Origin of the sequence: Aliiglaciecola sp. (genome assembly GCF_039982535.1) — a bacterium.
Lineage (GTDB): Bacteria > Pseudomonadota > Gammaproteobacteria > Enterobacterales > Alteromonadaceae > Aliiglaciecola.
This window is the reverse complement of the sequence record NZ_JBDWYG010000045.1, coordinates 161,255-174,527: the sequence shown is the minus strand read 5'-3', so window position 1 is coordinate 174,527 and position 13,273 is coordinate 161,255. Positions and strand designations below refer to the sequence as shown.

The 13,273-nt window shown below is 42.2% G+C and carries 8 protein-coding genes; 6 read left to right on the top strand and 2 right to left on the bottom strand.

What is annotated here, in order from left to right:
* Nucleotides 1–15 precede the first annotated feature (15 nt).
* The gene (locus tag ABJV04_RS14785; RefSeq protein ID WP_348492342.1) at nucleotides 16–687 is read right to left on the bottom strand and encodes an SOS response-associated peptidase; all 672 of its coding nucleotides are present in this window, start codon (nucleotides 685–687) and stop codon (nucleotides 16–18) included.
* A gap of 218 nt (nucleotides 688–905) precedes the next feature.
* On the opposite strand from ABJV04_RS14785, the gene ABJV04_RS14780 reads away from it, so the two are divergent.
* From ABJV04_RS14780 to ABJV04_RS14760, 5 genes are all read left to right on the top strand, one after another.
* Nucleotides 906–1,571 (top strand): glutathione S-transferase, encoded by a 666-nt coding sequence (locus ABJV04_RS14780; protein ID WP_348492341.1) that lies wholly within the window; start codon nucleotides 906–908, stop codon nucleotides 1,569–1,571.
* Nucleotides 1,572–1,613: 42 nt separating this feature from the next.
* Nucleotides 1,614–2,789 carry a dipeptidase gene (locus tag ABJV04_RS14775; RefSeq protein ID WP_348492340.1) on the top strand — a complete coding sequence of 392 codons (1,176 nt, stop codon included), beginning with the start codon at nucleotides 1,614–1,616 and terminating at the stop codon, nucleotides 2,787–2,789.
* A 110-nt stretch (nucleotides 2,790–2,899) separates the two neighbouring features.
* Nucleotides 2,900–3,796 (top strand): ABC transporter ATP-binding protein, encoded by an 897-nt coding sequence (locus ABJV04_RS14770; protein ID WP_348492338.1) that lies wholly within the window; start codon nucleotides 2,900–2,902, stop codon nucleotides 3,794–3,796.
* Nucleotides 3,793–4,536, top strand: coding sequence for an ABC transporter permease (locus ABJV04_RS14765; RefSeq protein ID WP_348492336.1), 744 nt, complete (start codon nucleotides 3,793–3,795; stop codon nucleotides 4,534–4,536). Before ABJV04_RS14770 ends, ABJV04_RS14765 begins: the two co-directional genes overlap by 4 nt.
* A gap of 22 nt (nucleotides 4,537–4,558) precedes the next feature.
* A complete protein-coding gene (locus tag ABJV04_RS14760) occupies nucleotides 4,559–6,388 on the top strand; it encodes an amidohydrolase family protein (RefSeq protein WP_348492334.1) in 1,830 nt (609 codons plus the stop codon).
* 112 nt (nucleotides 6,389–6,500) lie between these two features.
* On the opposite strand, the gene ABJV04_RS14755 is transcribed toward ABJV04_RS14760, so the two are convergent.
* Complete coding sequence (locus ABJV04_RS14755) at nucleotides 6,501–6,872, bottom strand: hypothetical protein (RefSeq protein ID WP_348492332.1); 372 nt, start codon at nucleotides 6,870–6,872, stop codon at nucleotides 6,501–6,503.
* An 83-nt stretch (nucleotides 6,873–6,955) separates the two neighbouring features.
* Between ABJV04_RS14755 and ABJV04_RS14750 the strand changes: the two genes are divergently transcribed.
* Nucleotides 6,956–13,216, top strand: coding sequence for a DUF6701 domain-containing protein (locus ABJV04_RS14750; RefSeq protein ID WP_348492330.1), 6,261 nt, complete (start codon nucleotides 6,956–6,958; stop codon nucleotides 13,214–13,216).
* Nucleotides 13,217–13,273: the final 57 nt, after the last annotated feature.

Below are 13,273 nucleotides of genomic sequence, written 5' to 3'. Positions count from 1 at the left end.
CTTTAATGGGCCAATTTAAAAACCAAACCCTTGTTGAATTTGACTTTCTGGGGCAACTTCTTGAATTAGTTCTGGACCTTGGTTACTAGCTTTATTGACTTTGCTAGAAACCGGGTAGTATTGATAATCATCGGCATAGGGAAGCCAAGCAATTTCTTCACTTTGTTGCTGCTCGGCGGTAAACCACTGACGAGCCAATTGCTCATCAAACATCAGTGGCATTGCGTGATGAAGGGGGGTTAAATGACCTTCAGATGGACGAGTTATAATCGTAAATGAACCTGGCGCATCTTGCCTTGGACTTTCATACAGTCCACCAAACAATATGGGATTACCGTCTTTTCGACACACAAAGTATGCCTGCTTGTGACCATTTTCCTGTCGCCACTCATAATACCCTAGCGCAGGCACAATGCAGCGTTGTCCCGTTTGCCAAGCATGTTGAAATGACGGTTTTTCTGCCAAGGTTTTTAATCTGGCATTGAAGGTAGAAAACTCCGTGTTGGCTGTTTTCACCCAACTAGGCAGCAATCCCCAGCGAAACACTTCACAGCCATCTGGGATAATGATAGGCGCCATTTGCGTCGGGGCAATGTTAAACCCCAACTCGGCTTGGGCAGGCCAATCAGATAAAATATCTGCCCAGCCATGCATTGCACCAATATGATTTGCGAATCTACCGCACATTGAGCTTACTCTTAATGAATGTCAGTTAATTATGGCAAATGGCGGCGCTGATTAAAAGTTGTGACTTGCCTGCTAACTTCCAGTGTTCCACTCTCAATTCTCAGCCCTCACTCGGCGATACCATTGAATCCCTTATAAATATGAATAAATATAGATATGTTGAGTTTAGATTAATTAAAAGTCACATTGGTGTTTTATGAATTGGCTTGGAGAAAGTTATGCTTAAATTATATGGTTTTGCAGTAAGCAATTATTTTAATATGGTAAAGATGCTAACTGCCCTAAAAGGCATCGAATGTGAAGATGTGATCACCTACCCTAATCAAACTCCCGAATATTTGGCAATTGCTCCCACCGGTAAAGTCCCAGCACTACAAACCGACGATGGAGTGTTAGTTGAAACCAATGTGATTTTAGAATACTTAGACGAAAACTATCCTGGCATTGCTTTATACCCCAAAGACCCTTATCAAAAAGCCAGAGTTAAAGAGCTGGTTAAAATGATCGAACTTTATATTGAGTTGCCCTCCAGACGCTGTCATGCCGAAGCATTTTGGGGAGTTCCAGGTGAAGAAATCACCAAAAAAGAAGTTAAACGTGCCTTGTTAAATGGCATGCAGGCGATCTCTAGAACAGCGTCGTTTTCTCCGTATATTGCTGGTGAGCAAATAACCGCAGCAGATATCTTCTTTTTATATTCCGCCGATTTAGCCTCAAAAGTCGCCGCTAAGCTATTTGATATTGATTTACTATCTGAAGCCCCCGGCGCTAAAGAATTACTTGCCAAATTAAATGAGATGCCCGAAGCTAAAGTTATTGCTCAGGCGCGCGCCGAAGCAACGCCTGCGTTTAATGCTTATTTACAAAAAGCATTTCAGAAGTAACGTATATTAGTCCAACCCTCTCATTTTCGACTCGGAGTATTTATGAAAAAAACAAGGATTGTTGTTGCCCTTGCAGCGATTGTAGTAATAGCTTATGCAGGCGTACGGACTTTTGTTCCTAGTGTAATTGAAGGGCAGATGAATCAAGTACAACGAGACCCTATTAATAGTGTAGATGCGAGTGCTTTAGCCTTTCACAACTCACTGATTGTAGGTGATTGGCATGCCGATACCTTGTTGTGGGATAGGGATATTTCAGAACAAGCAGAACTAGGGCATGTAGACATTCCTCGGTTACAAAAAGGCAATGTTGCCCTGCAAATGTTCACTACTGTGACCAAGTCTCCTGAAGGACTCAATTACGAAGAAAATGCCACAGATGCCCCCGATAGCATCACTAAATTATCCTTAGTACAAGGCTGGCCCGTGGCAACTTGGACAAGTTTAACGGCACGGGCGATTCATCAGGCAGATAAACTCAGCCAAATGGCTAGTCAATATCCTGACGATTTGATGTTAGTCACATCACAGTCATCGTTGGCGACATTTTTAGCCAAGCGTGAAAGCAACCCCAAACTACTAGGTGGATTACTCGGCACCGAAGGCTCCCATGCCTTAGACGGTAAGCTGGAAAACATTCAAGTGTTATATGATAAAGGCTTTAGAATGATGAGCTTGCAGCACTTTTTTGACAATAAACTAGGTGGCTCGCTGCATGGTACTAGTCAAAAGGGATTGTCTGAATTTGGTCAGCAAGCGGTGCAAAAAATGCAAGCACTCGACATCATTGTCGATGTATCCCATTCATCAGAACAAACAGTGAAAGATGTGTTGGCAATCAGTCAAGCTCCCTTGGTGATCAGTCACACAGGTTTTAACGGTCACTGCCAATCAAAACGCAATATAGATGACAGTTTAATGCAACAGATAGCAGATGGAGGCGGCCTAATAGCTGTGGGTTATTGGGATGGTGCTATTTGCAAAATTACTGCAAATGACGTGGCAGACGCTATCATTTATGGCATAAATCTGGTGGGCGTTGAGCATGTCTCTCTTGGATCTGATTTTGATGGAGGCGTTACCACAAGCTTTGATACCAGTGAATTAAGCGTGATCACTCAGGCTTTACTGCAAAAAAATGTACCTAAACAAAGTATTGCCAAAGTCATGGGTGGCAATATGTTGGAATTTTTGCAAAAACAATTGCCAACTAACTAAATTTTAATTTCTATTTTTACTCCTGCAAAACAAAACGTGACTTTTGTCACTTGTTTGGAACAGCAAACTCGATAAAGTTTACGGACTATTTTGTTTTGCAGGAAGTATAAATGGATAACTCTCCCCCCATATTATTAGCTCAAGATCTTAAAAAGTCCTACGGTCCAGTGGCGGCCATAAAAGGAATTAACTTCAGCCTGCAAGGAGCTGGTGTGTTTGCCATTCTTGGGCAAAACGGTGCGGGTAAAACGTCCCTGATTAAATGTGCCTTGGGGTTAGAGAAAGTTTCGTCTGGAAATCTACAGGTAATCGGACACCCTCCGGGTAGTTTGCAGGCTAAACGCCAAGTGGGTGTGATCCTCCAAGATTCTGATTTACCTGATCTACTCACTGTTCGTGAACAAATCACCCTGTTTGCCAGTTATTACCCTAAGCCCTTTTCAGTGCAGCAAACCATCGACATGTGTGAACTGCAAACCTTCGCAGATAAGCGTTATAAAAAGTTGTCTGGAGGCCAAAAAAGACGAGCTCAGTTTGCCTTAGCCATTGTTGGTAACCCGCAATTAATCTTTTTAGACGAGCCCACCACGGGCTTAGACATTGAAGCTAGGCGAAATATGTGGGCTATCATTCGACAGTTTGCCGAACAAGGTAAAACAATAGTGTTAACCACCCATTATTTGGAAGAAGCTGAAAACTTAGCAGACCGGATTATGATCATGAATTCAGGGGTAATTGTCGCCAATGCTTCTCCTAATGATATTAAAAAACAAACCACAGGCTCAGTTATCCGCTGTGAAACGCAAATATCCGTGGATGTGTTGCAAACCATATCGGGTGTGAGTTCAGTGGTAAACGCGGGGAGGTTTAGTGAGATACGCAGTGCCGATGTCAATCAGTCACTCAAGGAAATGTTAAACCTCGATCCACAACTAAGTGACTTAACCGTGGCACAACCCAAATTAGAAGATGTATTTAGCGCCTTAAGCCAAGGAGACCAAGCATGAACAGAATTTTGCACTCTTTTGTTTTAGAAACTGGCGCCGAATTGCTAAAAGCCTTCCGCGCCCCTGAATTTATATTTCCAACCCTAGGGATGCCGGTGGCGTTTTATGCTTTGTTTGCCATCATGCTTCCCGGCAGCAATGAAAATGCAGCAGGCTTGCTGGCCACCTACGGTGTGTTTGCGGTAATGGGGCCTGCCATATTTGGTTTTGGAATTAGCGTTGCGAATGAGCGAGATAAAGGTTGGTTAGACTTAAAGTTAGCGGCTCCTAGCCAAGGTTTTAGTTATATTGGCGCTAAGGTATTTAGCACCCTGCTTTTTTCGAGTATTTCGCTGATTATTATATATTTAGCCGCAGGCTTCGGTGCAGGTGTTGCCCTCCCCCAAAGCACTTGGGCAATGATGCTATGCGTACATTTGTTAGCCACTTTCCCGTTTATCTTAATTGGTTTGAGCATTGGGTTTACTTGTAGCGGAAACGCTGCCATGGCCATTTCCAATATTATATTTTTGGCACTTGCCGCCCTAGGAGGTTTGTGGATCCCGATGATGTTATTCCCTCAAAGCATGCAAACATTTGCACAATTTTTACCGACCTTTCATCTAAGTGAAATTGCTTTGTTTGTCCTCGGTGCAACAGGAGAAAGAAACATCGTTTACAACTTAATGTGTGTCGGCATGATGAGTATTGGTTTATTGGTATTTACCGCCATAGCTTGGTCGAAACAACGCAGTCATTAATGCAGTAAAGGAAACAAAAGTCATGATTAAATATATATTCAGTATCGTTAGTGCCGTTGTTATCGTTATGCTTATCACTTTGGTATTCATACTACCCACCAATAAAGACAGTGATAATCTACAAGCGCCCTCTGCAGCAACCTCAGACAATACCCTGCTGTTAAAAAATATAAGAGTATTTGATGGTTCAAAATTTATCGAAAACACCAATGTTTTGGTAAAAGAGGGCTTAATCGCGCAAATATCCTCCTCTATTGATATGCAAAAACTAGGTGATATAGATGTGATAGAAGGGCAAAACCTCACAGTATTGCCCGGCATAATAGATGCCCACACTCACTCTTATGGCAACGCCCTTGAAGATGCATTGCGTCTTGGTGTTACCACCCACTTAGATATGTTTACCAGTGAACTAGGCTTATTGGACAGCATCGGGCAACGGCAAAATTTACAGCAAACCGACAAAGCGGATTTATTTAGCTCAGGTACTCTAGCTACAGTCGACGGTGGACATGGTACTCAATATGGCTTCGCCATTGATACAATTAAAAACATAGACGAGGTGGCGGCTTGGGTCACAAGGCGACAACAAGCAGGTGCGGACTATATCAAATTAGTGTACATGCCGAACCAGCAAAAAGTACCAAGCTTAGACAAACAAACCGCGCAAGAAGTGATAAAACAGGGGCATTTATTAGGGCTAAAAGTATTGGCGCATATTTCCACTTATCAGGCAGCTAAAGACCTGATTGAAGCGGACATTGATGGCTTAGTACATATTTTTGCAGACCAAGTCGTCACTGAAGAGGTGGTAAATTTAGCCGCTGAAAAAGATATATTTATTATTCCAACCTTAGGGGTAATTGCTTCTGCAGATCAGCAAAACTCCAGTAGCCAATTGTTAGCCGATGGACGTATTTCCGGGATACTTTCTGCGCAACAAAAACAAAGCTTGGGAGCTAGTTTTGAGCATTCAGCTAGTGGGTTTGATTTCGCCATTGCCAAACAAAATGTCGAATTATTTAAACAGGCAGGCGTCACCATACTTTCAGGTTCAGACTCTCCTAATCCAGGAACTGCATACGGAGTAAGTGCTTACCATGAAATTGTTTTACTCAGTGAATCCGGGTTAAGCAACAGTGAAGCCTTAGCTGCAGCAACTCAAGATACTGCCACTCAGTTTGGCCTCGAAGATCGCGGCACTATTGAAGTGGGAAAACGCGCTGATCTTGTGGTTATAGAAGGTGACCCAAATCTAGATATAGATACTATTTTTAATCTGAAGTACGTACTGAAAAACGGCTTTCGAATTCAACAAAAACTAGCTCAAAGCAATCATGGTATTGCGATTGAAAGCGCACTATTAGGAGACTTTGAAAATCAGGGCGCGTTGCAAGCTAAGGAAGGCTTTAGTTGGGGTCATACCCACGATGGATATGCCAATGGCAATTCTAAGGCAACCATTTCCCAGTTAGATATTATTGGTGTTGCTGGCAGCGGCGGTTTAAGAGTAGTTGCTAATGTTGAGTCAGGTTTTCCTTATCCTTGGGCAGGAGCAACAGTAGGTGATTTTTCGCCGCCAGTAATAGGCGTTGATATTTCCGCATACTCCCACATCGCATTTGATGTGAAAGGTACACAAGGAGATTATAGAGTTATGTCGTTTACAGCCACAGCTACCAGTATTCCACCGTCGCAAAACTTTAAAGTAAGCCAACAATGGCAGCGTATACGTTTACCATTATCCGCTTTTAATGGGTTAGATCATAGTCAGCTTTCTGGGTTTGCATTTGTGGCAGGTCCTGCACTTGGAGAGTTCGAGTTTGTGCTAGATAACGTGGGTTTAGAATAAAGGGGATATTGTGACTACAGATAGCTTAATTAAGCTATCTGACTGACTTAAAATTGTGGTTTGTTCATTATGACAGGATGAACAAACTCAGAATCCGAAGGTTTATCAGACGCTAAAAGTTATCTTCTATTGCTTGTTCGTCTTCTTGCAACAAAGCCTCTAACTCTTTCGCTTCTTGTTCGGCCATTTCAATCAATTGTTGCTCTACTAAACGGTCTTTTTCAGCAGCTAGTGAAAGTAAGTCTTGTTCAGATTGCTGCCTGTGCAACTCAGCTTCTTGTTCGAGTGTTATCAGAGCCTGCTGAATTTCCGTCTGCGATTCCTCAAGCAATTGTTTCTCAGCTTTAAGCTCTTTGGCGTTATCGTGCTTTTGTTGCTCCTCAAGTAATTGTTCTGAGTTTTTTGAGTGCTCAGGTTCAGATACTTCAGGGCTACATGCCCCTATGCTTGATAGTGCCATGATAAATAGCATATTTATACGCATGTCTAATTCCTAATATTACAATTACACTAAAGCTAGGTTATTATGATTTTGTCAGCACTTACGTTATTTAAGACTTTGTTGTAATGCATATTTTCAAAAATCCAATAGCCAAAATCTTTCAATTAAAAATTCCCTTATTACTCGCCACTTTTCCAACTACCTGGGTATTAGCAGATGTACTGCAACCCTCAACAATAACCTTAGTAGAAACCCAATATAATAGCACTACTTGGGCGGCCAGTAATCTGTTAGACGGTGACTCGAATACTCACTGGCTATCTAGCAAGTTAGTTAACGATATTAACTTTCAACTAAATAACAGCAATGAAGCACTATGTGTCGATGAGTTCGAATTATATAATTACGGAAAAGATTCAACGTCTTTAAAGCAATTTGTATTACTTACTACCTCAGACAGTTCACTAAGCACTGATTCTGGCACCCAAGGCTGGCGTCCCGTTGTAGCCGAAGAAAACCCAACCAGTAAAATTGATTATTTGAGTTGGGCTCAAGGGGCTCGTTTAGTATCAGTTGATAGCGAATACAATAGCACTAACTACGCAGCTAGTAATCTTAATGATGGCAGCATAAAATCGCGATGGTTATCGAGAAAATCAAATAACAGTATAGAGTTTAACTTTGATACCGATTGGAATGGCAACGTTGGCAATTCCATTCCTATTAGTGAAATACAAATTAGCAACTACGGGAACGATGACCGTTCCGTTAAACAGTTCCAAATTGAATATACAACTGATAATTTGACTTGGAAAAAGCTGGAAGTGCCCGGCTCGGTGGCGGGAGATGAAGACTACATATTCTCGCGCATTCAAGATGGCGGCATACTCGGTAGCGTCGATAGTGAGTACAATACCACCACATGGGCGGCGGAAAATATTCTAGATGGCGATGATAATTCGTTGTGGTTAAGTAACAGCGGAAATAATACCATTGAGCTTACTTTCGACCCTGATAACGACGGTACAACGGGGGCCGAAGGCGACACTGACGATCTATTTAAACTTGATAAAATTTATCTTAAAAACTATGGGGATAACGACCGTTCTGTCCAACTGTTTCAGGTAGCCGTGCAAACCCTTTCGGATCCTAGCTGGCAAAAGCTGAATGTACCTGGAGCGGGTGTTGGTGATAACAATTTTAATTTTGCGTTGTCCCATAATGGCGGCACTTTAGTTGAAGTTGATAGCGAATTAGACTCCGGTTATTGGAGAGCGGCGAATCTTCACGATGGCGACCAAAATACTAGATGGCTAAGCTCCCAAGGCAATAACACTCTATCGTTTCAATTTGACGTTGACGAAGATGGAATTATGGGTTCCCCAACAGACCTGTTTACCCTCGAAAGTTTCCGTCTGCGAAACTATGGAAACGATGATCGCTCAATAAACCAATTTCAGATTTCCGTTAAAACCGCTGCTAATACAGCGTGGCAGAAAATCGGTGTGCCAGGCTCCACAAGCGGAGAAGCCAACTATAACTTCGCGTTATCTTATCAAGGCGGCACTCTCACCAGTTTTGATGGGCAACTTAATGCAACCTCATTAGCGGCTAATAATATTCATGATGGCGACGACAATAGTTATTGGTTAAACAACAAAACCAATAACTACTTTGAATTTCAATTTGATGCCAACGGAGACGGGGTAATTGCTACAGAGGCAGACCAATTTACCCTGGAAAGTTTCTATCTAAAAAACTATGGAACAGATGACAGATCAATTTACCAATTCCAAGTCGCAGTTAAGACCGCCGCTAACCCAGATTGGCAAAAACTCAGTGTGCCAGGCTCAGTCATAGGCGAACCAAACTATAATTTCGCTTTGGCACAACAGGGAGGAACCTTAGTCAATATTGATAGTGAACATAGCTCCACTACCTATGCAGGAGCTAACTTACACGACGGTGATTTAAATACACGTTGGTTAAGTAGCAAAGAAAACAATACCTTAGACTTTCAATTTGATCTTGATGAAGATGGTAATCTCGCGGGTTCAGAGGACGCTTTCAAACTTGAAAGTTTTCACCTAGTCAATTATGGCGTTAATGATATTTCCATTAAGCTCTTTCAAATTGAAGTAAAAACCCTTTCCAATCCAAACTGGATTAAAATACCTGTATTAGGATCATCAGCCAATGAACCTAACCACAACTTTTCTTTGATTGATAATGGCGGCAGTTTTACCACCTTAGATAGTGAGCATAATAATTCTTATTATGCCGCTAAACATCTGCACGATGGCGACCAAAGTAACCAATGGTTATCATCTAAACAAGATAATACTTTTGCCTTTACGTTTGATACTGACAATGACGGAATTAGTGGCGATAGTATTAACCTCGATAGTTTTACCCTAGTCAATTACGGAAGCAATATATCGATTCAGACCTTTGAACTAGATATTCAAATAGCCGGTGGGCCTTGGCAAACCATCAATGCCCCGGACGGCGGAACTATTTTTACTGCCAATCTGGATCGCGACTTACAAACATGGCCTCTGGACACTTATAGTAACGTGACCGCAACACGCATACGTACTTTAACTAATCATGGTCATTCCACCTACATTGGCGCTCGTGAGCTGGCTTTTCTAGGCGATTCAGTTGGACCCTCTTTTACATATACTGCAGCAATGAATAACGATGGTGAAAGTTTCAGCATCGATGCTGCTTACCAGTTTGAAGATGTCACTGATGTACGTTTGCGAACCATTTCCAATTATGGCAATGGAACATATATTGGTGCAAAAGAACTGCAACTTTTAGGGCCATCAGTCACCGAAAGTAAGACTTTTAAAGCTGCAATGCATAGTAATGGCGAAACTTACACATTAGACAGTGAAGACGTGCCGGTTGACGTGACCGATGTAAAACTTATTACCATTAGTAACCATGGTGACCCAACCTATATTGGTGCTCGTGAGTTTGAAATTCGTGGTTTATCTGTTGCCCAAAGTAAAACCTTCACCGCTGCAATGAGCGATAATCTGCAAACTTTCACCTTAGATCCTGCAGACGTACCTGTCGATGTCACTGATGTGAAGCTCGTAACTATCAGTAATCATGGTGATGCTACTTATATCGGCGCCAAAGAGTTTGAACTCTTGGGCCCATCCATTACGAAAACGAAAATCTTTAGTGCAGCCATGCATGCAGACGGGGAAACCTTTGAGTTGGATGAAGAAGATATCCCAGAGGATGTAACAGCTGTTAAGTTGATAACCATAAACAATCACGGAGATGCATCATTTGTTGGATTACGTGAATTTGAAGTGATTGGCGAATCTGTTACCCCATCAAATACGTTTTCAGTACCTATGACATCCGCCCCACATACAATAGTGTTGGATGAAGAAGATCAAGTAACAGACGTAACGGGAGTGCGGTTAGTCACTATTAACAATCATGGGGATCCAACTTATACCGGTATCGCAGACTTTAAATTACTTGGTTCGGCCGTAACACCCAGTTATATCTTTACCGCTGAAAACATAACCTCATTGCAAAGCTTCGATTTTGATCCAATAACCAGCAATATTCTACGTTTCCATAGTCTTAACAACTATGGCAGTTCATCGTATGTTAGAGCCACCGACTTTAGATTAAATGAAGGTGTGTGCAAAACTGCACAATGGCGTATGGATGAGCCCAGTTGGAACGGGACCGCATTTGAGGTAAGAGATAACACTAACAGTGGTTACGACGCTGTGTCTGTTGGTTATGGTGTAGGCGAAGATCCTGCAACATCAAGAATTGCTCCAGCCATAGAAGGAGATCCAGGCTCTTGTGGATATGGAGAGTTTGATGGGGTTGATGATTATGTTGTCAGTACCAATGGCGACAATTTAGATGAATTAACGACCATGACCATCTCGGCATGGATTAAAGCCAGTAGTTTTAATCAAACCAACGGCACCGACTCAAGAGGGATACTTTCAAAAGGTCCTGATGGTGTAGATGAAGTTTCTTATGGCGCATTTTTTACCAATTCAGGCGGTAATCGACTACAAGTTGATATTGACGGTTCGAATGACAGATTCCAATCTAACACGAATTTCGTAGAGGATACTTGGTACCATATAGCAATTGTTTTTGATGGTACACAAGACGAATCGGAAAGAGTCAAACTCTATGTAAATGGCGACCTTGATGGTACTTTTGCCGAGTCGAGCAGTTTGATCCCAAACACCACTGGCGATTTTTATATTGGCAATTTGTATTCATCGGCAAACCAAAAGAGCGTTTTTCACGGTGCTATTGATGAAGTAAACCTTAAACCAATCGCAATGAGTGCTACTGAAGTAGCCAGCTTAATGGCTGCCACTCACTCTTGTACAGTGCCACTCCATCATATTGAAATAGAACATGATGGAGATGGCTTAACCTGTAGCGCTGAGCCGTTAACTATTAAAGCCTGTGCAAATCAAGATTGTTCAGAGTTAGTACAAAATGAGGTTAATCTAACCCTCTGGGCAACAGGTGACCCTTCTACCTGGAGTACTAATCCTGTCACCATTCCAAGTGGTGAAAGTGTGAGTGTCGAACTAAGCCATACAACGGCTGAAACCGTTACTTTAACTGCTACAACAGATATTCCTTCTTTATACGATCTAGAATGTATTCCAGATTGTGACGTCACTTTTGCCAGTGGAGGTTACTTACTTACCCTAGATGATCATACCGCATGTAGTACAGCAAATTTGACTATCCAAGCGGTCAAGGTGGGCGACAGTAGTACCATTTGTGCTGCAGCAGAAAGTGGCGATTTAGCACTGGATTTAATTTTTAACTACGCCAATCCAACCACCGGTAGCAAAGTACCCACATTAGACTCCACCAGCATGGCTGCGGCCTCAGTAGTTCAAAACAGAATCATTAGTTTTGATGAAAATGGCACTGCTGAATTGAGTTTCGAATACCAAGACGCAGGTAAAATTAGTATTGAAGTCAATGACGCAAGTGGCAATGGTTTAGCCTCTTCAACAGTAACAACCATTGTCAGCCCAGCTAAATTAATCGTTGCCAGCGCTGATACAAATGCCCAATGTGCTTCAGACGATGCCAACTGCAGTGTGTTTAAGCAATCCGGTGAAACATTCAATTTATCGGTAGCGGCAGCCTGCAGTGATGGAACCATTACCCCTAATTTTGAAATGGATAATATCCCCCTTTCAGTAGATACAGTGGCCCCATTAACCGGCAACTCGGTTACCTTAGGCGTGGTGAGTATTGATATTGATTCAGGTGACAACGGGATACATTTAGAAAGCAATCAAACTATCTCCGAAGTAGGAGTATTTGCAATAACAGCAACGCCGCCAGTAAATAGTTATTTTGGCAAAACAATCGCGGCAGCGACAAGTGATAGTATTGGTCGTTTTACCCCAGCATATTTTGATTTAGAAACGGTATTAGATGGCTTCTTAACCGGTGGCGATCCCTTTGTTTATATTGGCCAGATGAATATCTCAAATCCGTCTTCAGGCCAAATTACATTTGGCACTGAACCTGAATTCACTATTACTGCCAAGTCTCTAACTGATAGTACAACCTTGAACTATATCGGCGACTTCATGAAATTAGATGAATCAAATGTTGTTAGGATCACCCCAACGGAAGATTCAAATCAAATTGGCGCAGATGGCAGCAATAATATCGCCCTTAGCGCAAACCTAGGTTCTCCAACCATTACGCAAGCCGGTGGCGTCATTACTTATAGGTTTAACGCTAACGATAATTTTGTGTATCAACGCAATGCCAATTCAATAGTTGAACCCTTTACGAGTAGCCTGAGTTTAAAAATTGCGTCGATTACTGACACGGATGGGATTACTGCAAGTGATTCAGATGGCGATGCGAGCAATGGAGTACATGAATTACTACCATTCGGTCAAGAAGTTCGTTTTGGACGCTGGGTTCTTAAAAATAACTATGGCCCTGAAACTTCCTCTTTAAACATTCCTATGCAGATTGAGTACTGGAATGGGAGTCGTTTTGTAATTAATAGCGAAGATAACTTTACCCGCTTCGATGGGTCAACTGATGTCAATATTACCGACATAAGTTTAAGTACAGCAAGCAGCAGCGCGTCGGGAGAAGGGGCGTTCCAATCTGGACGGGCAGAATTAACTCTATCTGCGCCAGGAAGCAATCACAAAGGTGATATACGAATTGAATATGAAGCTCCAGCGTGGCTACAGTTTGATTGGAGTGACCTGGACTCTAATTTTGACGGTCCATACACTGAAAACCCAACCTCCATAGCCACTTTTGGGATATTTCACGGTAATGACCGTATGATTCATTGGCGCGAAACCGCTAACTGATATTGCTGGAAAAACCAATCCAAGCCATACAATAACCCCCTTAGAGTAAGGTTGGAC